19 protein-coding genes are annotated in these 20,515 nt (G+C 39.6%); 13 read left to right on the top strand and 6 right to left on the bottom strand.

Features of this window, described 5'->3' with window-relative positions:
* Nucleotides 1-156: 156 nt before the first annotated feature.
* Nucleotides 157-1,029: a LysR family transcriptional regulator gene (locus BW935_RS13875; protein ID WP_076502382.1), complete on the bottom strand. Its 873-nt coding sequence runs from the start codon at nt 1,027-1,029 to the stop codon at nt 157-159.
* Nucleotides 1,030-1,371: 342 nt separating this feature from the next.
* The gene (locus tag BW935_RS13870; protein ID WP_076502381.1) at nt 1,372-1,764 is read right to left on the bottom strand and encodes a GxxExxY protein; all 393 of its coding nucleotides are present in this window, start codon (nt 1,762-1,764) and stop codon (nt 1,372-1,374) included.
* Nucleotides 1,765-2,143: 379 nt separating this feature from the next.
* Here BW935_RS13870 and hutH point away from each other — a divergent pair, with 379 nt between their 5' ends.
* The 4 genes from hutH (at nt 2,144) to BW935_RS13850 (ending at nt 8,760) form a co-directional block, all read left to right on the top strand.
* Entirely contained in the window at nt 2,144-3,712 is a 1,569-nt protein-coding gene (hutH, locus tag BW935_RS13865) for a histidine ammonia-lyase (RefSeq protein WP_084565959.1), read from the top strand.
* 330 nt (nt 3,713-4,042) lie between these two features.
* On the top strand, nt 4,043-5,287 hold the full coding sequence (gene hutI / locus BW935_RS13860) for an imidazolonepropionase (RefSeq protein WP_076502379.1): 1,245 nt from the start codon (nt 4,043-4,045) through the stop codon (nt 5,285-5,287).
* 242 nt (nt 5,288-5,529) lie between these two features.
* Nucleotides 5,530-7,524, top strand: a complete 1,995-nt coding sequence (locus tag BW935_RS13855) for a urocanate hydratase (RefSeq protein ID WP_076502378.1) — start codon at nt 5,530-5,532, stop codon at nt 7,522-7,524.
* A 198-nt stretch (nt 7,525-7,722) separates the two neighbouring features.
* The gene (locus BW935_RS13850; RefSeq protein WP_076502409.1) at nt 7,723-8,760 is read left to right on the top strand and encodes an alkane 1-monooxygenase; all 1,038 of its coding nucleotides are present in this window, start codon (nt 7,723-7,725) and stop codon (nt 8,758-8,760) included.
* A 1-nt stretch (nt 8,761) separates the two neighbouring features.
* Here the strand turns inward: BW935_RS13850 and BW935_RS13845 are convergent, their stop codons facing one another.
* Together BW935_RS13845 and BW935_RS13840 are read right to left on the bottom strand one after the other, a co-directional pair.
* On the bottom strand, nt 8,762-9,199 hold the full coding sequence (locus tag BW935_RS13845; RefSeq protein ID WP_076502377.1) for a MarR family winged helix-turn-helix transcriptional regulator: 438 nt from the start codon (nt 9,197-9,199) through the stop codon (nt 8,762-8,764).
* Entirely contained in the window at nt 9,199-9,693 is a 495-nt protein-coding gene (locus BW935_RS13840) for a glutathione peroxidase (RefSeq protein ID WP_076502376.1), read from the bottom strand. Before BW935_RS13840 ends, BW935_RS13845 begins: the two co-directional genes overlap by 1 nt.
* 132 nt (nt 9,694-9,825) lie before the next feature.
* Between BW935_RS13840 and hutG the strand changes: the two genes are divergently transcribed.
* From hutG to BW935_RS13810, 6 genes are all read left to right on the top strand, one after another.
* The gene (gene hutG, locus BW935_RS13835) at nt 9,826-10,791 is read left to right on the top strand and encodes a formimidoylglutamase (RefSeq protein ID WP_076502375.1); all 966 of its coding nucleotides are present in this window, start codon (nt 9,826-9,828) and stop codon (nt 10,789-10,791) included.
* Nucleotides 10,792-10,859: 68 nt separating this feature from the next.
* Entirely contained in the window at nt 10,860-13,490 is a 2,631-nt protein-coding gene (locus BW935_RS13830; RefSeq protein WP_076502374.1) for a valine--tRNA ligase, read from the top strand.
* 163 nt (nt 13,491-13,653) lie between these two features.
* Nucleotides 13,654-14,127, top strand: coding sequence for a nucleotidyltransferase substrate binding protein (locus BW935_RS13825; RefSeq protein WP_076502373.1), 474 nt, complete (start codon nt 13,654-13,656; stop codon nt 14,125-14,127).
* Entirely contained in the window at nt 14,121-14,435 is a 315-nt protein-coding gene (locus tag BW935_RS13820; RefSeq protein ID WP_076502372.1) for a nucleotidyltransferase domain-containing protein, read from the top strand. The genes BW935_RS13825 and BW935_RS13820 overlap by 7 nt, the downstream gene beginning before the upstream one ends.
* 92 nt (nt 14,436-14,527) lie before the next feature.
* On the top strand, nt 14,528-15,091 hold the full coding sequence (locus BW935_RS13815; RefSeq protein ID WP_076502371.1) for a DUF2975 domain-containing protein: 564 nt from the start codon (nt 14,528-14,530) through the stop codon (nt 15,089-15,091).
* 3 nt (nt 15,092-15,094) lie between these two features.
* Nucleotides 15,095-15,301 (top strand): helix-turn-helix domain-containing protein, encoded by a 207-nt coding sequence (locus BW935_RS13810; RefSeq protein ID WP_076502370.1) that lies wholly within the window; start codon nt 15,095-15,097, stop codon nt 15,299-15,301.
* Between the two features lie 52 nt (nt 15,302-15,353).
* Here BW935_RS13810 and BW935_RS13805 read toward each other — a convergent pair whose 3' ends face one another.
* Entirely contained in the window at nt 15,354-16,019 is a 666-nt protein-coding gene (locus BW935_RS13805; protein WP_076502408.1) for a ferredoxin reductase domain-containing protein, read from the bottom strand.
* Between the two features lie 151 nt (nt 16,020-16,170).
* Between BW935_RS13805 and BW935_RS13800 the strand changes: the two genes are divergently transcribed.
* Together BW935_RS13800 and BW935_RS13795 are read left to right on the top strand one after the other, a co-directional pair.
* Nucleotides 16,171-16,776 (top strand): DUF2911 domain-containing protein, encoded by a 606-nt coding sequence (locus BW935_RS13800; protein WP_076502369.1) that lies wholly within the window; start codon nt 16,171-16,173, stop codon nt 16,774-16,776.
* A 283-nt stretch (nt 16,777-17,059) separates the two neighbouring features.
* The gene (locus tag BW935_RS13795; RefSeq protein WP_084565955.1) at nt 17,060-18,499 is read left to right on the top strand and encodes a glycosyltransferase family 2 protein; all 1,440 of its coding nucleotides are present in this window, start codon (nt 17,060-17,062) and stop codon (nt 18,497-18,499) included.
* Nucleotides 18,500-18,535: 36 nt separating this feature from the next.
* Here BW935_RS13795 and BW935_RS13790 read toward each other — a convergent pair whose 3' ends face one another.
* Nucleotides 18,536-19,588, bottom strand: coding sequence for a M42 family metallopeptidase (locus tag BW935_RS13790; protein ID WP_076502368.1), 1,053 nt, complete (start codon nt 19,586-19,588; stop codon nt 18,536-18,538).
* Between the two features lie 184 nt (nt 19,589-19,772).
* Here BW935_RS13790 and BW935_RS13785 point away from each other — a divergent pair, with 184 nt between their 5' ends.
* On the top strand, nt 19,773-20,513 hold the full coding sequence (locus BW935_RS13785) for a sulfite exporter TauE/SafE family protein (RefSeq protein ID WP_076502367.1): 741 nt from the start codon (nt 19,773-19,775) through the stop codon (nt 20,511-20,513).
* Nucleotides 20,514-20,515 lie beyond the last annotated feature (2 nt).

Below are 20,515 nucleotides of genomic sequence, written 5' to 3'. Positions count from 1 at the left end.
CTTTGGTTTATTTGAGCTTTAAACCTAATAATTTAATTTAACAACAGCAACCTTATATATCAAACAATCGAATTAATTAAAACCCAAATATCCATCAATATCACAAACCTGTCTACCGACAAGTAGAGCAAATATCTATCAATATCATTTTCACATTTATATCAACCCCAACACCTTACCCAAAGCCGCATTCCTATTCCCCTTTTTCCAAACAGCATACAACTCCGTTTTTTGTTTGATTTTGTCCAGTTCAATAAACTTCACCTTTAAATCATAACCTTGCTTCAAAGAAGTTGGCACTATGGCCACACCCAAGCCTGCCTCCACCAATTTGAAAATGGTCAGGGCATGGACAGACTTATGGGTGATGCGTGGGGAAAAACCCCTATCCTCGCAAATAGACATGATTTTATCGTAGTAAATGGAGGAATAATCCTGGGAAAACAGGATAAAATTTTCATCCTTCAATTGCCCAATATGCTTAAAATCATCCGAAGACAAAAGATGCTCTGTTGGCAAAACCACCGAAAAAGTATCCTGATGGACCATTTTCATTTCCAAAGATTCTGGAACCCTTGCCAATCGTACAAATCCCAAATCCAGCTTATCCTTCTCCAACATTTCGATCTGCATCGCATTGCTGAGTTCTTCCAAAGAAGTCTGGATTCCGGGATAAGTTTGGGAGATTTTGACGAGAAGTTCAGGGATTACCGTATGTGCCGCTGAGCCTAAGAATCCAACCCTTAACTCCCCAATATTCCCAGCAGCAATTTCCTTGATTTGGGTTTTGGTGAGTTTCAGGTGATTGAAGATATAGTCTACCTCTGCTTTGAGGAACTGACCAGCAGCTGTGAGTTCGACTTTCCTCTTGGTTCGTTCAAAGAGTTGTACTTCCAATATCTCCTCCATCTGCTTGATCTGACGGCTGAGACCCGGTTGGGAGATAAATAATCGCTCAGCAGCACGCCCAAAGTTCAGTTCTTCGGCGACGGCACGGAAGTATTCGAGGTGTCTTAATTCTATATTCAAGATCCAAAGTTTTTGATGCCACAAAGGCTCGAAGGCACCAAGTATATTATATTAGTTTTATTTTGCCACAAAGGCACTAAGGTTTTTTTCTTTGATACCACGAAGGCACTATGACACAAAGCTATTTTAAATAAGGGAATTTGAAGCCTAGGTATAACTACTATTACATCTCTACACTTGTTCTTTGCCTTTTCTGGATATACATTTTATGAATTTCCTTTGTGCCTTTGCGTCTTTGTGGCTATCCTCTTTTTGAATTTCTTTTGTGTCTTTGTGGCTATACCCTTTTTGAATTCCCTTTGTGTCTTTGAGTCTTAGTGGCAATATTTTTAAGTCTTTAATTCAATTACGGAATCGCCTAATACCATTCTTTATTAAAGGAACATTGAAGTTAATCAAATAGCCTAAACTCAAACCTGTCAATTTCAAATGACTGATAATCTGAGCTTCCCAAACAGGGTTTACTTGTTCTACTGATTTGATCTCAATGATAACTTTATCTTCCACCAATAAATCTAACCTCAGACCTTCATCAAATTGTATTCCATCATACTGAATTGGAATAGTAACTTGTCTTTTTACATCCAAACCTGCTTTTCTCAATTCATGCGTCAAACAAACTTCATAGATTTTTTCTAAAAGCCCGGGCCCAATACTTTTATGGATGATGTAAGATGCATTTACAATACACTTTCCTATCCTTTCTTCTTCAATACTGAGCGCATTAAACTCCATTTCGTAAAAGTTTAAATCATTGAAACCAAAATACAACTGCAAATTAATAGACCCAAGTATTACTGTGAATTTAAACGTTTATTTTTTAAATAACCAATAGTTATTATTAATGCATGAAATTGGTATTTATAATTATGTTTATAACTGACTATTTTTGAATTTCAATGCCACGAAGTCACGAAGGCTCAAAGAATTATTTCTAGGTATTGGTATTTTCTAGCCATATTTAATTCGTAGTGCCTTTGCGCCCCTGTCTGCATTCAGGCAGGTTTGCAGCAAACCAAAGTACATATCTTAGTGCCTTTGTGCCATTGTGGAAAACCAAAATAAAAATCTTAGTGCCTTTGTGCCTTTGTGGCAATAAACCAACATGAAACCTATGAAAACCTTCTTATACGCCCAACAACACCTCACCGCCTCCATCGCCCTCGGCATCGCTAATGGGAACATAAAAGGCATTCTCAGCTCTGAAACACGAGAAAAAGTAAAAGCCAGTGCTGCTGCGGTCGAAAAAATCGTAGCCAAGGGCCAACCTGTCTATGGCATCAATACTGGTTTTGGACCTTTGTGCACCACGCTGATCTCTCCCGATCAAACCCGTAAACTCCAAGAAAACCTGCTCAAAAGCCATGCAGTGGGTGTAGGCGAACCTATTCCTGTGGAGATTTCCAAACTGATGCTGATCCTGAAGTTACATGCGCTAGCAAAAGGTTTCTCGGGCATACAGGAACAAACCTTGGACAGGATACTTTGGCATATTGAAAATGATATCATTCCAGTGGTACCCAAACAGGGGTCGGTAGGCGCATCGGGCGACCTCGCTCCCCTCTCCCATTTGTTTTTACCGCTGATCGGATTGGGAAAGGTGCATGTAGGTGGAAAAATACGCTCGGCGGCAGAAGTCCTCCAAGAGCATCACCTATCCCCCATCCACCTTGGCCCCAAAGAAGGACTAGGATTGATCAACGGCACGCAGTTTATCGCTGCATTTGGCGTGAAAGTTTTAGAGCGGTTTTACAATATCCTTGCCCATGCAGATATCACCGGTGCCATGATGCTGGAAGGTTTGCTAGGTTCTATCAAACCATTTTCTGCCGAACTCCATCAACTGCGACCTTATGCAGGCAATCAACATGTAGCCCAGACCATCCTCAACCTCTTACATGAATCTGAGATTGTGCATTCCCATGCGACCTGTGCACGGGTACAGGACCCTTATTCCTTGCGCTGTATGCCTCAAGTACATGGAGCTTCCCGCAATGCTTGGCTGCATTTGAAGCACATGCTGGAAACAGAAATCAACTCAGTGACTGACAACCCAGTGGTCTTTGATGAAACCCATACCATCAGCGGAGGTAACTTCCATGGTCAGCCCATTGCCATGCCATTGGATTATGCTTGTTTGGCCGCATCGGAGATTGGAAATATATCTGACAGAAGAATATACCTTTCCTTGGAAGGTGACACGCCAGGAGTTCCCAAACTACTATTGAAAGAAACCGGCTTGAACTCCGGTTTTATGATCCCTCAATACACCACTTCGGCTTTGGCAAGTGAGAATAAGGGACTTTGTTTTCCTTCCTCGGCTGATAGTATCCCAACCTCCCTTGGCCAGGAAGACCATGTGAGTATGGGTTCTATCGGGGCAAGAAAAGCCCTACAGGTAATAGAGAATGTAGAAAAAATACTAGGCGTAGAACTCTTCTGTGCTGCCCAAGCGGTGGACTTTCATGCACCTCTGAAATCAGGAAAGATCATGACTGCCCTCTACGAACATGTCCGTACCAAAATCAAGCATGTCACCGAAGACCAAATCATGTATGAAGATATGGAAACTGCCATTGAGATCATCCGAAGTGGGGAATTACTTAACTTGGCAAGGGAGGTTGCTGAGAAAGAAAGATTGGAATTGGAAACGCAATGGTCTAGGGAGTTTGATAAATTTTAAAGAAAGCTACAAAGTCTCCAAGACACTAAGAAAATAGCGGGTATATATTACTTGGCAATATGAGATGCGAGAAATTAGAAAACAAAGAAGGAATGCAGTTTTCTCTATCTTACAAAAGCATTCGCCTCCTTTTCTACCGAAAGGCAGGTCTGTGAGCCAAAAACCAAAGCTTCGTGTCTTTGTGCCTTAGTGGCAAATGAGAAGTTTGAGATGAAATGCGAGATGAGAAAATAATAAACCCATTCTTGCGGCAGAATTTGCGGCTTTTCGAGCCAAAAACCAAAGCTTCGTGTCTTTGTGCCTTAGTGGCAAAAACCTAAAAAAATAAATATGCATACCATAAAATACACCTTCATTGGTCCAATTCGCCAGGCGGTTACCATGGCAAACCTTCCTGTAAAGGGAGCATTGAAAGACGAGCAGCTGCATGTAATCCAAGAAGCTGGGATTCTGATCAAAGATGATAAAATCTATGATATTGGACCGTACTGGGACTTATATCCTGAGGCTCAATCCATTGGTTCGGACATGGTCAACCTAAAAGGTGATTTTGTAGCCCTTCCAGGTTTCATTGATTGTCACACCCATATTTGCTTTGGGGGTAGCAGAGCCAAAGACTACGCCATGCGCAATGCTGGAATATCTTATCTTGAAATAGCAAAATCAGGAGGAGGAATCTGGGATACAGTCACGCAAACGCGGAAAGCTAGCCTTGACAAACTAGCTCAGCTGACTGTGCAAAGAGCCAATAGGCACCTCAAAGATGGGATTACTACGATTGAAGTAAAAAGTGGCTATGGCTTAGCTATTGAAGAAGAACTCAAAATGCTCAAAGCTATTAAATTGGCTAATGAAAATACATTTGCTGATTTGATTCCAACTTGCTTGGCAGCTCACATTCCGCCTATAGACTATCAAGGGACTCAGAAGGATTATTTGAAAGCTGTAAGCGAGGAACTCTTCCCTACCCTACGATCAGAAGGACTAGCCAATCGCATCGATGCGTTTATAGAGGAAACAGCTTTTACAGCCGAAGATATTCAACCCTACTTCCAAAAAGCAAAGGAAATGGGCTTTGATATTACGGTGCATGCGGATCAGTTTTATGCTGGCGGTTCTCAGGTAGCCGTGAATTTCGGCGCAATCTCCGCAGACCATCTAGAATCCAGTACAGATAAGGAAATTGAGTTATTGGCAAGTTCAGATACCATAGCGGTTGCCCTTCCAGGAGCATCTTTAGGCTTAGGCATGGCTTATACGCCAGCCAGAAAAATTCTCGATTCAGGAGCTTCTTTGGCTATCGCCTCTGACTGGAATCCAGGTTCGGCACCCATGGGTGATCTATTGATGCAGGCTGCTGCCTTGGGCACTTTCGAGAAACTCAGCAATGCAGAAGTGCTTGCTGGAATTACCTTTAGAGCCGCCGCTGCACTCAATCTTGCAGACCGGGGCACACTGGAAATAGGCAAAATTGCTGATCTTATATTTTTCCCAACTGATGACTATAGAGAGATTACTTATCAGCAAGGAAGATTGAAGCCTTCTAAAATATTTAAAAGGGGTGTTGAAATTTAAAAAATTGATATTGGTAGATATTGGATACTAATTGATATTGAGGCGAATCTAAAGACATATGATTGAATTTAAAAATTAGACAGGACCTATCAAAAAAACTATTGAGAATGTCAAAACTAATCTTCAACAGTATTAATCATGATTGCCAAGCTAGTATTTATTCAATATCTGAAAATATCGCGCAGCTAATATCAATAAGTATCCCCTCCTCAATTTTCAAAGAACCCGAAAACATGTAAAATATGACCTTCCAAGACCATATAACCCAAGGCATCCCCACCACCCTACCCCCTAAGAAGCAACCAAATCCTAATTTTTCACATGCGCCCAAGAGAAAGGATATCTTGAGCATGGAAGAGAAAAAGTTGGCTGTGAGAAATGCCTTACGGTATTTTCCAAAGGCCTGGCATGAAGAACTGGCAAAGGAGTTTTTTGAAGAGTTACAGGAATACGGAAGGATCTATATGTACCGATTTATGCCGGACTATGAAATGTTTGCCAGGCCGATTTCGGAATACCCCGCCAAAAGCCAACAGGCAGCAGCCATCATGCTGATGATCCAAAATAACCTGGATCCAGCAGTGGCCCAACATCCGCAAGAACTAATTACATACGGTGGAAATGGGGCTGTTTTCCAAAACTGGGCCCAGTACTTGCTCACCATGCAGTACTTGTCCGAAATGACGGACGAGCAAACCCTCCACATGTACTCTGGTCATCCAATGGGACTTTTCCCTTCTTCCAAAGATGCCCCAAGAGTCGTAGTCACCAATGGGATGATGATCCCCAACTATTCCAAACCTGATGATTGGGAGAAATACAATGCTCTCGGCGTCACCCAATATGGACAGATGACCGCAGGTTCGTATATGTACATAGGACCACAGGGGATTGTGCATGGAACGACCATTACGGTAATGAATGCTTTTAGGAAAAAATTAGGTGCAGCTATAAATCCAAAAGGCAAGATTTTTTTAACAGCAGGCCTCGGAGGCATGTCTGGTGCCCAACCCAAAGCCGGGAATATTGCAGGCTGCATCACCGTCTGTGCCGAAGTCAACCCAAAGGCCGCTTACAAAAGACACGAGCAAGGCTGGGTTGACGAGTTGGTGGAAGATTTGGATGAGTTGACCGTTCGGGTCAGAAAAGCTCAGGAAAAACAGGAAGTGGTTTCAATCGCCTTTCTGGGCAATGTGGTGGATGTATGGGAGAAGTTTGACGAGGAAAATATCACAGTTGAACTAGGTTCTGATCAGACTTCCCTGCACAACCCATGGGCAGGCGGGTATTATCCTGTAGATTTGAGTTTCGAGGAAGCCAATACCATGATGGCCAATGACCCAGATACTTTTAAATCAAAAGTTCAAGATTCACTCCGACGACACGCTGCAGCTGTAAATAAACATGTGGCCAAAGGAACCTACTTTTTTGATTATGGTAATGCTTTCCTCTTGGAAGCCTCCCGTGCCGGGGCTGAAGTGATGGCTGAAAATGGTATTGATTTCCGATATCCATCCTACGTACAGGATATTTTAGGCCCTATGTGTTTTGACTATGGCTTCGGACCTTTCAGATGGGTCTGTACTTCTGGTAAACCAGAAGACTTAGAGAAAACAGACCGCATTGCTATGGATATCATGAAGGAAATCAAAGCATCTGCTCCCGCAGAAATCCAACAGCAAATGCAGGACAATATCAAATGGATAGAAGAGGCTGGAAAAAATAAGTTGGTGGTGGGTTCACAGGCCCGTATCCTCTATGCCGATGCAGAAGGCCGGATCAATATTGCAGAAGCGTTCAACAAAGCCGTACAGTCAGGAGAACTCTCCGCACCTGTAGTGTTGGGCAGGGACCATCATGATGTCAGCGGCACGGATTCACCTTTCCGGGAAACGAGCAATATATACGACGGCAGCAAGTTTACGGCCGATATGGCCATTCACAATGTGATCGGTGACAGTTTCCGTGGAGCCACCTGGGTTTCCATCCATAATGGTGGCGGCGTAGGTTGGGGCGAGGTCATCAATGGAGGTTTCGGTATGCTCCTCGACGGTACAGAAGAAGCCAATCGCAGATTGCAATCCATGCTCTTCTATGATGTGAACAATGGCATTTCCCGCAGGGCTTGGGCCAGAAATGAGGAGGCTTTGTTTGCAATAAAGAGGGAAATGGAAAGGACGCCTGGACTGAAGGTCACGATTCCAGAGATGGTTGATGAGGATTTATTGAAATTTTAAATTATTTGTATAATCTATTTCAAAATTTCCTTTTTGACATTTGCTCAATTGACAAAAAATCAATTTTAGAAGGATTAGAACCAAACATCACTGATTTTGAAGATGCATTGCAAAGTTTATATGCTTCTTAAAAGGTCAAAATCATTTGCAAATAGATTTTATTTTTCAGAAATTTTAAGTGATTTAATTTACCTCAAAATGAAAGACCTCAAGTACTTATTGGCTTATTCGATTCCCTTATCGGCTTACATTGCTTTACTTTGGCAAGGCTGGTGGTCTTGGGCTACTGTCATATTGGCTTTTGGTATCTTCCCCATTCTAGATGCGCTATATCCAGCATCCGAAGAGAATTATACCGAGTCCGAGGAAAAGAGAAGACTGTCCAATAAGTTCTTTGATTACCTACTTTATATTTGCGCACCGATATGCCTGCTTCTTGTATTTCTTTATTTCCAAACAATCAGTCAAAGTGCTTTAGTTTGGAATGAAACGATAGGGCTAACTTTTAGTATTGGGATTGTATTAGGTTCCTTAGGGATAAATGTGGCTCACGAACTGGGACACAGAAGCAATAAATGGGAACAGTTCTTGGCTAAGGTTGGCTTATTGCCAGTTTTCTACCAGCACTTTTTTATCGAGCATAACCGTGGGCATCATAAGCATGTCTCTACAGATGATGACCCAGCAACAGCTAGAGAAAATGAATCCATCTACGCATTTTACCTGAGGTCTGTCATTGGTCAGTATCTCAATGCTTGGAAACTTGAAAAAGAGCGATTGACTAAAAAAGGACTTAAAAACTTTTCATGGGACAATGAAATGATCAGATTTTCTGTCTCTCAAATCGGATATCTGAGTATTATTAGCTGGTATTTTGGGACTTCAATTCTTCCCTATGCAATTGCGATTGGGGTGATTGGCTTTTTACTTTTAGAGACTATCAACTACATTGAGCATTATGGATTGAGGAGAAAACTTCTCAATAATGGGCGATACGAACGAGTGATGCCTAGGCATTCTTGGAATTCTGACCATGAAATGGGAAGAATTGTATTGTTTGAGTTGACAAGACATTCTGATCATCATTTTCTAGCATCAAGAAAATATCAAATCCTAAGACACATGGATGATAGCCCACAACTTCCAACAGGCTATCCAGCAAGCATGTTGATGGCATTGATTCCACCATTATGGTTCAAAGTGATGAACCCTCGTCTACAGGAATTCCAGAGCTAAATCACTCTTTTTTCAAAGCGTCTATCCAAAAGTTGAGTTGACTTTTCAGCTCGTCAAATTGAGTACGCTCTATTTTTTCACCGGCCACATTGGCCAAGAGTGCATCAGGAATACAGGAAGCCTTTTCTTTCATTGAAAGCCCTTTAGGGGCTAAACTGATCAATACTTTCCTTTCATCATCTTTAGCTTTTCTACGATGTATGAGCTCCATTTGCTCCATCCTCTTCAGCAAAGGAGTAATTGTATTGGTATTGAGAATCAATTTTTCACCAATTTGATTGACCGATTGGCCATCTTGCTCCCAAAGCACAAGCATCACCAGAAATTGCGGATAAGTAATCCCCAGCTCCTCCAAGTGAGGTTGATATGCTCTGATAATCAATCTAGACAAGGCATAAAATGGAAAGCAGATTTGATTCTCAAGCTTAAGCTGATCCATTATTTAGACTTTTCTAGTAGTTTTACAATATCCTTTTCTAATGCTTCAGGCTTCGTAAATGGCGAGAATCTTTTTACAGGCCTGCCATTAGCATCCAAAAGGAACTTAGTGAAGTTCCACTTCACTTTCGAGCCCAAAATCCCTCCTTTTAATTTACTTTTCAAGAATTTGAATATCGGATGAGCTTGATCACCATTCACATCAACTTTCGAAAACATTGGAAATGACACACCATAGTTGATCTGACAAAACTCTGATATCTGATCATCTGTACCCAACTCTTGATTACCAAATTGATCACAAGGAAATCCCAAAACAACTAAGCCCTTGTCCTTATATTTTTGATTTAATTTCTCTAACCCTTCAAATTGTGGGGTTAACCCACATTTACTTGCAGTATTTACCACCAAGACTGTTTTTCCTTTGAATTCAGTCATATCTATCAATTGCCCTTTAATATCCTCAGCAGAGAATTCATAAAATTTATTGTACATGTGTATTCAATTTAAATCGTGTGCGATACAAATCTACTAAATTACTCACTAATATCGTGCACGACATAAATAAAACATTTAAAATTTTGACTTCAGGTGATGAAATGTATACTTTAGATAAAAGCAGCAAATATGGATAGCCACAAACCCACTCCTCAATATTTTTGGAAAGGAAGAAATGCAGATTCAATTGAATATTGGCATCAAAAAGTACAATGTACGGAAAGTTTATTAGCTGATAAAAATTCTGAAAAGAAAATAGCTTTATTGGGTTATGCTGTAGATGAAGGTGTGAGAAGAAATCAAGGAAGAGTAGGGGCTCAGATTGGTCCTGACAGTATCAAGAGCGTCATGGGCTCTATGGCTTATCATTTACCAGAAAGCTTAGCTATCTTAGATTATGGCAATATTTGGCTTGAAGGATTAGATTTAGAATCAATTCATGCACTTACTCAAAGTACAATATCAGAATTGCTTCGTCATAGACACTTCCCAGTGATTCTTGGAGGTGGGCATGATTTAGCCTTCCCTCATGGGGCAGCCATTATAGATCATTTAGCAGAAAAAGGAGAAACCTTAGGTGTCTTAAATCTTGATGCACATTTTGATTTGAGACAAAAAGTCAATGGTCAAGGCCATTCGGGTTCCCCATTTTTACAGCTACACGAATATGCCAAAACAAAAGCAGTACCACTCCAATATGTCTGCTTAGGCATTCAAAAAGCAGCCAATCCTCCTTCCCTATTTGAAAAGGCTAAGCTTACGGGAACATGGTGGCTTGAAAGTGATTCTTGTAATCTCAGCGAATGGGATAAAACACAAGATGTCCTAAATTCACTCCTTGACAAAGTAAATAAGGTTTATTTGAGCATTGATTTAGATGCTTTTTCTTCAGCTTTTGCGCCTGGAGTAAGTGCTGCTTCACCTATGGGATTTGATCCTAACTATGCACTAAGGGTGATTGAGCACCTTGCCAAAAGCAAAAAATTGATCAGTATGGACGTTGTAGAACTCAACCCAAGTTTTGATCAGGATCTTTGTACGGCTAAGTTAGCAGCACGATGCATAGAGTTTACACTCAGGAAAATTTGGGAATGATCGGGAGACTCAGGATTTTCTTGTATTTTTGCGCCTTGAAGTTTTAAATCAAGCGCTAAAAATCCTTTATGTCATTAGCTACGAAATACAATCCTGAAGCAGCAGAGTCCAAATGGTACGCTTACTGGATGGAAAACGGTTTTTTCTCCTCCAAAGTAGATCCTAACAAAGAGCCCTATACCATCGTAATTCCTCCACCAAATGTCACTGGTGTTCTTCACATGGGCCACATGCTCAACAATACGATTCAGGATGTATTGATCCGAAAAGCCAGAATGGAAGGCAAAAATGCTTGCTGGGTACCCGGTACTGACCACGCCTCTATTGCTACAGAAGCCAAAGTAGTAGCTATGCTCAAAGAAATGGGCGTTGACAAAAAATCGCTATCTAGAGAGGACTTTCTCAAGCATGCGTGGGAATGGAAAGAGAAGTACGGAGGTATCATCCTCGAGCAACTTAAGAAGCTTGGCGCCTCATGTGATTGGGATAGAACCAAGTTTACCATGGATGCTGACTTGAGCAATGCGGTGATCTCGGTATTTGTAGACCTGCATAAGAAAGGCAAGATATATCGAGGAATCCGAATGGTCAATTGGGATCCACAAGGAAAAACCGCCCTCTCCGACGATGAAGTAATCATGAAAGAGATACAGTCTAAGCTGTATTATATCAAATATAAAATTGAAGGTTCTGAGGATTTCTTAACCATTGCTACGACAAGACCAGAGACTATCATGGCTGACGTAGCGATCTGTATCAACCCCAACGACCCAAGATTCACCCATCTCAAGGGGAAAAAAGCCATCATACCATTGGTCAACCGCCCTATTCCAATCATTGAAGATGATTACGTTGACATGGAGTTTGGTACGGGATGCTTGAAAGTCACACCTGCACACGATATCAATGACTACGAGTTGGGCATCAAGCATAAACTAGAAGTGATAGACATCCTCAACGATAATGGTACGCTCAATGAAAAAGCGCAAATTCTCGTCGGTGAAGACAGGTTTATCGCAAGAAAAAAAATAGCCAAACTTCTTGACGAAGCTGGCCAACTAGATAAAATCGAAGATTACAAATCCAACGTAGGCCATTCCGAAAGAACTGATGCTGTGGTAGAGCCCAAGCTTTCTCTACAGTGGTTTTTGAAAATGGAAGACATCACCAAGCCAGCATTGAGTTCGGTTATGGAAGATGTGATCCAGCTGCACCCTCCAAAGTTCAAGAACATGTATCGCTCTTGGATGGAAAATGTGAGAGACTGGTGCATCTCTCGCCAACTATGGTGGGGGCATCAGATACCTGCTTACTACTTACCAAATGGTGAGTATGTAGTAGCAAAGACCAAAGAGGAAGCCTTACTAATAGCCAATGAAAAATACAATACGTCCTATACCTTGGATGATCTCGTTCAAGATGAGGATGTTTTAGATACATGGTTCTCCTCTTGGTTGTGGCCGATTTCAGTATTCGATTCAGAAGTATTCAGCACTGGACAACCCAATGAAGAACTTAAATACTACTACCCAACCAATGACTTAGTAACCGCTCCAGAGATTCTGTTCTTCTGGGTGGCCAGGATGATCATCGCTGGGTACGAATACACAGGAGAAAAGCCATTTAAAAATGTTTACCTCACTGGCATTGTCAGGGATAAGCTGGGTAGAAAAATGTCCAAATCTCTGGGCAACTCACCTGATCCTTTGGAACTGATCAAAAACTACGGTGCAGATGGCGTCCGTACAGGGATGCTTTTCTCCTCACCTGCTGGAAATGACCTGCCTTTTGACGAAAAACTCGTAGAACAGGGTCGTAACTTCTCTAATAAAATCTGGAATGCCTTCCGTCTAGTGAGTGGTTGGGAAATTGATAGCCAATTGAGTGGTCAAAGCAATCAAGCTGCGATCAATTGGTTTGAAAATCGATTCAATGAAGCACTGACAGAGATCGAGGATCATTTCAGCAAATTCAGAATTTCTGATGCTTTGATGGCTACTTATAAATTGGTGTGGGATGATTTCTGTTCTTGGTATTTGGAAATGATCAAGCCAGCCTATCAAGCTCCTGTTGATGCTGAAACTCATGCCAAAACCATTGAGTTTTTTGAAAGCATCTTAAAAGTTTTGCATCCATTCATGCCGTTCCTTACCGAAGAGCTATGGCATCAAATCAAGGAAAGAGAGGCTTCTGAAGCATTGATCATCGCAAAGTGGCCAAAACCTAAATCATTTGACGACCAGATCATACAAGAGGCTGCGCAGATTTTTGATGTGGTGTCTCAGGTGAGAAACTTAAGAGCTTCCAAAGGAATATCTCCAAAAGAAGCTTTCGATTTGACCATCAAAACACAGCAATCAGAATTATACAGTAGATTCGATGCGGTGCTCAAAAAATTGGCAAATTTAAGTGAAATCAATTTCGGTGATTCATTAGAGAATGCGGTGAGTTTCGTAGTTAAAGCTGATGAATGCTTTATTCCTATGCAAGGTCAGGTGAATGTGGAAGAGGAAAAAGCAAACATCACCAAGGAACTTGATTATACAAAAGGGTTTCTAAACACAGTGATGAAGAAGCTGAGCAATGAGCGATTTGTAGCAGGAGCTCCAGAGGCAGTCATTGCTAACGAACGCAAAAAACAAGCTGACGCTGAGGCTAAAATCAAAGCCCTGGAAGAGGCTTTGGCTAAGTTAAGCTAGTACAATCTATAATCTCAAGACCTTGTCTATTTTGATAAGGTCTTGGGATAACCAAATATTTTATTTTTTATCGAATTCAAATGCTATTTTTATAAACAGAAGAGAAATTGGTAAATATTTTCTCAAGCGAAGCAAGTTTTTTAAACAATCTAATGAATTAACTATGCAAGAAAGCAATAGCAGATGGCAGCAACGATTCAGCAATTATAAAAAAGCCCTTGCCAAATTGGATCAAGCTGTAACCAAAATCAAAGAGGTCTATAAAATTGATGAAGAAGGCAGAGTCGACAAAGATGACTTTTTAGATGATATTTTAAAAGAGGGACTAATACAGCGATTTGAGTATACACATGAACTTGCGTGGAATGTGATGAAGGATTTTCTGAAAAATTCAGGGAATACAGAAATCTATGGTTCAAAAGATGCCACTAGAGAGGCTTTCTCTGCTGCTTTAATTTCAAATGGTGAAGTCTGGATGGATATGATCAAAAGTAGAAACAAAACTTCTCATACCTACAATGAAGAAACAGCTGATGATATTTTCATGAAAGTAATCTATGAATATTTTGAGGAATTTGTCGATTTCAGAGACAAAATGGAAGCATTAGATTCAGGGCAACAAGGCAAAATATGGTAGAATTTGGATTATCAAGCAATACTATTCAATCGATTTTAGAAACTTTTAAAGTTTATACTCAGATTGAAAAAGCCATCCTCTATGGTTCGAGAGCTATGGGAAATTACAGAGAAGGTTCAGATATAGACCTTACTTTAATCGGTGAAGGATTGAATCTCACTATTTTACAAGCAATAGAAAATGACCTAGATGAACTTCTACTTCCCTACAAAATTGATATTTCCTTATATAAACAAATCAGTAATCCAGATCTTCTCAAGCATATCGATACCGTAGGTGTTGTCTTTTATCAAAAATCCAAAACATAGGGTTAACAATTATTTATTCTATAAAAATATATTTTTATTGTTTTTCAATAAATTTTTATCGATGTTTGAAACATCATTTAAACATCTACATTATGAGCATCAAAAATCAATGGAAGGAAAAATGGGCGAATCAACCAGGTTTTATGGTAATCACCGTTGTCATCTGGTCTATTTTTATTGGACTTTGTATCAAGGCAGGAGGTCTCATATTCAATACAACTTATAGCTTTTTCAATCCTTTAGTTGCCAAAAATCTTTATGAAGGATTAGACCTTTATGGCCTTTTAAAAGAAAATTACTGGCATTATTTAGGTGCGGTATCTTTTATGATTACGATTCAAGTACTAAAGGCATTTATTTTTCTTTTTATGATCAAAATATTCCTCACAATTAACTTGAACCAGCCTTTTAGTCAGTCTATTGTCAGTTTAATAAAGCAAATAAGCTATGTATCATTGCAAGTTGGTATTATAACTATCTTTTCTTCCCAATATTTCAAGTGGTTAGCCAAAAGAGACTTCGATGTACCTCCTGTTTCTGCGTCATATGTTAGTGGGGCATTTGAATATCTTTTTATGGCAGCCTTAATTTATGCACTTGCTCAAGTATTTAAAAAAGGAATTGAGATACAATCTGAAAATGAACTAACTGTCTGAAAAATGCCGATAATTGTGAATTTGGACGTGATGATGGCTAAGCGAAAAATGTCACTCAATGAGCTGTCCCAAAAAGTAGACATCACCCTATCCAACTTATCCATACTAAAAACAGGAAAAGCAAAAGCTGTACGTTTCAACACTTTGGAAGCGATCTGTATGGCGTTGGATTGTCAGCCAGGAGATATCTTGGAATATGTAGAGGAATAATAGAAAAGCAGATGGAAGCCATCTGCTTTTATACTTTTTGATTCAAAAACCATTATTTTTCAAATGGAATTCCTTCAGGCAAGGCACCTAGCTGTTTTAGTAATTCGCTTACGCTCTCGACCATAGGTTGTGGTCCACATACATAAAACTCTTGGGAGAAATCATCTAGCTTGCTTTTGAGAAACTCCATATTTACTCTCCCATTTGCGTGTCCCTCTACTTTTTCTTGATCCAAAATCGAAATAAAATTCTCACCTAAAATCTCGTGAAAGTAAGATTCCATGATGACATCCTTACTTGTTTTGTTGGCAAAAATCAACTTATTACCATTTAATTCACCTTTGGATTTCAAGTCTCTTAAAATACTGATAAATGGTGTAATTCCTGCACCACCAGCAATGAAAACACCCTTACCTTTATATTGTATAGCTCCCCAAGAGTCATCAATGATCAATTCATCCCCCTCTACCAAATCTTCAATCTCCTTAGTCACACCATCGTGGTCGCGGTATGATTTGATGACAAACTCCAAATAATCATCCTGTGGTAGAGAAGTAAAAGTAAAAGGTCTCTTTTCGTCTGTCCAACCCTTTTTATTGATTGCTACTTCTGTAGCTTGTCCTGGTTTGAAATCATAGCCTTCTGGCTTTTCGGTCTTCAACATCTTGACATCATGGGTCAAGGAAAGTATGTCTGTAATTTTTACTGTGTAGCTCATAAAATTTAATTTTTGGTTCATTTATATAAGTATTACAAGCAATTATTGTTCAAAAGTCGAAACCAAGCGTATGAAATCTCAAAAAGCGTAAACAAGATGTTGACTTAAACGTTGTATCTTCGTTTTACATAAACCCATTTAATATATACATATGAAAAGAGTTAAATTACTTATCGCTTCCTTTACCCTTATGTTCTTTTTCGTGGGTATGGGACAGTCAATGGCGCAGTTACAGACTCCAGTCCCAAGTCCTGCCGCATTTGTATCACAAAATGTAGGCTTCACCAAAATCAGCATTGATTACTCCTCTCCTGCTGTCAAAGGCAGAAAAATCTTTGGTGAGATAGAAAAGTTCGGAACCACTTGGAGAGCTGGTGCCAATGCAACGACCATGATCGAATTCAGCACAGCTGTCAATGTGGGTGGTAGAAATCTTCGTCCAGGTAAATATGCCATCTTTATGACACCCACGGAATCTGGTGACTGGACAGTAAGAATCAATAGCAAAGGAAATTCAGTATTTGCGTATATGAAAGATGGCAAAATTGACGAAGAAGCTTTAGCTAAAGATGATTTGGTAGCTTTCAAAGCAAGTACTACTAAATTGACTAGCCCACAAGAAAGATTGATCTACACCATATCAGCTGAAGATAATAAAGTTGCAAAAATAACCATGACTTGGGAAAACTATACTGTTTCTTTTATGGTAGACACCCAAGTGGATCAGAAAATGGAAGGTTTCAAAGGAGCTTTTTAATTGAGAAGTCAAATTATTGAATAGAGCATCATAGCAAACTTGTTATGATGCTTTTTTTTGAACGATCTCGCCACCCCATAATTCCCCATATTGTGGAATAATTTACCCAAAAAACGTCCTGTAAACTCACTTCAGCTTAGCTGATATGATCAACTTGAGTTCAAAATCAGTTTTCCAAAGTCATAGACCTTCATTTTTAATATTTATCACGGGAAATCCTGAAAATCAAAAAAACAGGCATTAGAATTGGTATTTGGCAATTGAAATTAAAGCCAATATTAAAATGTCAAACATCTACAAAAGTGCTATTCACCCAGCTAAGTATAGATCTTCATTTGGCCCTTACTATTTCTTAAAAAATAAAGGAAATATTCAGGCAAAACCAAAATCTTCCGGTCTAAGAATAAACCAACCCCTTATTATTTTGCTCACTTTTACTCCTATTATATTAGCTATTTTATCACTTTTTTACTTTGAAGAATATTTTGATGCGCTGCATGTTGCAAGATTGGATACAGGCTGGGGATATTGGACTTATATCATTTCTTTATCCTTATTAACAATCAAGTTATCTTTCTTAGGCTGGCTTTTTCACCTACATAAGAAATATAAAGTCATAAAATCTGTCTCAGATAATAACTTACCAACTTGTACAGTGATTGTTCCTGCTTATAATGAAGGCGAAATGGTATACAAAACTCTTGTAAGTTTGGCCAAAAGCAATTATCCTAAGAAAAAATTACAAATTATTTCAATTGATGATGGTAGTAAAGATGATACTTGGAAATGGATGCTAAAAGCTATAAACGAACTTGGCGAAAGGCTAGTAATCTATCAACAACCAAAAAACTTGGGCAAAAGAGAAGCCCTACATAGAGCTTTTATGGTAGGTACAGGAGATGTTTTTGTGACGGTAGATAGTGATTCAATTGTCAAGAAAAACACATTGAGAAATATAGTAAGTCCTTTTGTTGTGAATAAATCTTGCGGTGCTGTAGCTGGCAATGTCATGGTTTTAAATAAAGAAGAGGGATTAATTCCAAAAATGCTAAATGTAAGTTTTGCATTTAGTTTCGAATTTATCCGTTCTGCTCAGAGTGTTTTAGGATCAGTACTTTGTACACCAGGAGCTCTAGCTGCATATAGAAAAACAGCAGTCCTCAACTGTCTGAATGATTGGGTTAATCAAGAATTTTTAGGTAATAAGGCTACTATTGGTGAAGATAGAGCAATGACCAATATGATTCTAAAACAAGGATATGAGGTGGTTTTTCAGAAAAATGCAAAGGTGTACACTAACCTTCCAACTGGATATAATAACCTTCGAAAAATGTTTACCCGCTGGGAAAGAAGCAACGTAAGAGAAAATATCATGTTGACAAAGTTTGCCTTTTCTGACTTTAGAAAAGGCAATAAAGTTGGAACTAGATTACTTCTATTCAATCAGTGGCTGAAAGTCATTCTAGCTTTTCCTGCATTAGCATTGCTAATTACTTTATTGATAATCCAACCTTTGTTAGTTTTGAGTTCACTTTTTGTAGGCCTCTTTATATTTTCCTTTATACCAGCTATTTTCTTTGTACTCAACAGAGAGAAGAAGGAGGCTATCTGGGCTTATAGCTATGCGATTTTCTATACTTTTACTTTATTTTGGATCACACCTTTTGCAATAGCAACAGCTGGAAGGACAGGCTGGTTGACAAGAAACCTGCCGATGTCATAAAAAAAGCGGAGCATTGAGTCTCCGCTTTTTTGTTTTTTAATGCTTCCAATCATACTGATCCATACCCTCTAAGCAAGCATTGAGCAATAATATACTATTGGCAATATCTTGCTTGTGCGCCATCTCAATCACTTGATGAAGATGCCTGGTAGGTATCGAAATTGCTCCAGCGATGGCACCTTGCTTACCCATTCTTTGTACCCCCGCGGTGTCAGTTCCACCAGCAGTAAGGATCTCAGGTTGCCATTTGATTTGATGCTGTTCTGCTGTCTTCTTCATAAAATCCACCATGCGATAATCGCAAATAGTCATCGCATCCATGATCTTGATGGCTGTACCCTTTCCAAGTTCTGTCACTTTTTCGTGCGCCTGGGCACCAGGAACATCAAATGCAATTGTAGTATCCAATGCAATACCAAAATCAGGATTGATTCCATGGGCAGCTACATTTGCTCCTCTCAATCCTACTTCCTCTTGGACAGTAAACACGGCATACAAGTCATAAGCAGGGTCTTGGACTGTACGCAAGGTCTCAATTAGGATATATACAGCCACTCTATTGTCAATAGATTTACAATTGACACAATCACCCATCTCTATCAATTCACGATCTCTGGTGATTGGGTCACCTATTGAAATATACTTTTCTACCTCCTCTTTAGACATCCCTAAATCAATAAAAAAATCTGTTGTATTGGGCAGCTTTGTTTTTTCTTCAGCTGTCATCACGTGGATTGGCTTGGAGCCCATCACACCTACTAAGTCTTTTTTGCCATGGATGATAACACGTTGCGCTGTCAATGTCTTCGGGTCAAATCCTCCAAGAGTATGAAATCTCACAAAGCCACTGTCATCAATATGAGTCACTATAAACCCAATCTCATCCATATGGGCTGCGACCATCACTTTTTTAGCATCTGGATTTTTTTTAGACTTTTTGATAGCAATGACATTCCCCATATTGTCCATTTTGACCTCATCTGCCAAGGGAGTCACCAAGTCCACAACAAGACTTCTGACACGCTTCTCAAAACCTGGCGCACCAGCTATTTCACAAACTTGCTTCAGCAAGGATACATTTACTTCCATATTTATCATTTACACTTAAATACCCAAAATGGGGAAATTTTCCCCGTTTATCGGATTTATTAATCACTAATTTCTGATCAAAATTACTAAAACTGGTATGAAATTTTCTTAATCACAGGTATAAAGTAGTATTCATCCATCATTCGGACGCAAAATTTCTCCGATTAAATTAATTAATTCTTTCATGCAGTTATTTCTGGTCTTGTTAGGGGCATTCGTAGTTTTTATCTTAAGTACGCTTACTGGTGGTGGTGCAAGCCTTCTTTTGATGCCCTTGGTAGCGGTAGTAGTTGGAGTCAAAGCAGTCGCTCCAGTCATGGCAATCAGTATTGGTATGAGCTCAACTTCAAAAGTTGCTTTATTCTGGAAACACATAGATTGGAACTTATTTCTATGGCTATTCCCATCTACAATAATTGGTTCTATTCTGGGGGCTAGACTTTTTGCAAGTCTTTCTAGCGATTACTTACAGATACTGATCGGCTTGCTTCTGGTTTCGACGGTGTTGCAATTCAAAAAACCTAGTAAACCCCGATTTAAAGTAAAAGCATGGCACTTTGCCCCAATGGGATTGATCGTAGCATTTCTATCAGGACTCATTGGAGGAGTAGGGCCATTGATGAATTCGGCCTATCTCAATTATGGGATCAGCAAGGAATCCTTATTGGGTACAAGGTCAGCTAATGCTATTCTTCTTCACATTACCAAGATTATCAGCTATGCCTACTTTGGCTATGTGACTGGAGAAGTCCTCAAATATGGTATCCTGATAGGTGTGACTTCTATGGTCGCTGTATACTTTGGTAAACTTATACTAGCTAAAATCTCAGAATTGTTCTTCAGGCAAATTGTAGTCGCTAGCATGGTATTGAGTGGGATCCTGATGCTTTGGAAAAATTGGGATACCATAGAGTCTATTATTTAAAT

Source organism: Belliella pelovolcani, assembly GCF_900156785.1.
GTDB lineage: Bacteria > Bacteroidota > Bacteroidia > Cytophagales > Cyclobacteriaceae > Belliella > Belliella pelovolcani.
This window is presented reverse-complemented; position numbering and strand designations above follow the sequence as displayed.

Coding starts and splice junctions, on each gene's coding strand:
- BW935_RS13815 (WP_076502371.1), top strand. CDS start 14,528: ATGAGCATCAAAAATCAATGGAAGGAAAAATGGGCGAATCAACCAGGT.
- BW935_RS13795 (WP_084565955.1), top strand. CDS start 17,060: ATGTCAAACATCTACAAAAGTGCTATTCACCCAGCTAAGTATAGATCT.
- BW935_RS13845 (WP_076502377.1), bottom strand. CDS start 9,199: ATGGATCAGCTTAAGCTTGAGAATCAAATCTGCTTTCCATTTTATGCC.
- BW935_RS13870 (WP_076502381.1), bottom strand. CDS start 1,764: ATGGAGTTTAATGCGCTCAGTATTGAAGAAGAAAGGATAGGAAAGTGT.
- BW935_RS13785 (WP_076502367.1), top strand. CDS start 19,773: ATGCAGTTATTTCTGGTCTTGTTAGGGGCATTCGTAGTTTTTATCTTA.
- BW935_RS13800 (WP_076502369.1), top strand. CDS start 16,171: ATGAAAAGAGTTAAATTACTTATCGCTTCCTTTACCCTTATGTTCTTT.
- BW935_RS13840 (WP_076502376.1), bottom strand. CDS start 9,693: ATGTACAATAAATTTTATGAATTCTCTGCTGAGGATATTAAAGGGCAA.
- BW935_RS13805 (WP_076502408.1), bottom strand. CDS start 16,019: ATGAGCTACACAGTAAAAATTACAGACATACTTTCCTTGACCCATGAT.
- BW935_RS13790 (WP_076502368.1), bottom strand. CDS start 19,588: ATGGAAGTAAATGTATCCTTGCTGAAGCAAGTTTGTGAAATAGCTGGT.
- BW935_RS13850 (WP_076502409.1), top strand. CDS start 7,723: ATGAAAGACCTCAAGTACTTATTGGCTTATTCGATTCCCTTATCGGCT.
- BW935_RS13810 (WP_076502370.1), top strand. CDS start 15,095: ATGCCGATAATTGTGAATTTGGACGTGATGATGGCTAAGCGAAAAATG.
- hutG (WP_076502375.1), top strand. CDS start 9,826: ATGGATAGCCACAAACCCACTCCTCAATATTTTTGGAAAGGAAGAAAT.
- hutH (WP_084565959.1), top strand. CDS start 2,144: ATGAAAACCTTCTTATACGCCCAACAACACCTCACCGCCTCCATCGCC.
- hutI (WP_076502379.1), top strand. CDS start 4,043: ATGCATACCATAAAATACACCTTCATTGGTCCAATTCGCCAGGCGGTT.
- BW935_RS13830 (WP_076502374.1), top strand. CDS start 10,860: ATGTCATTAGCTACGAAATACAATCCTGAAGCAGCAGAGTCCAAATGG.
- BW935_RS13855 (WP_076502378.1), top strand. CDS start 5,530: ATGACCTTCCAAGACCATATAACCCAAGGCATCCCCACCACCCTACCC.
- BW935_RS13820 (WP_076502372.1), top strand. CDS start 14,121: ATGGTAGAATTTGGATTATCAAGCAATACTATTCAATCGATTTTAGAA.
- BW935_RS13825 (WP_076502373.1), top strand. CDS start 13,654: ATGCAAGAAAGCAATAGCAGATGGCAGCAACGATTCAGCAATTATAAA.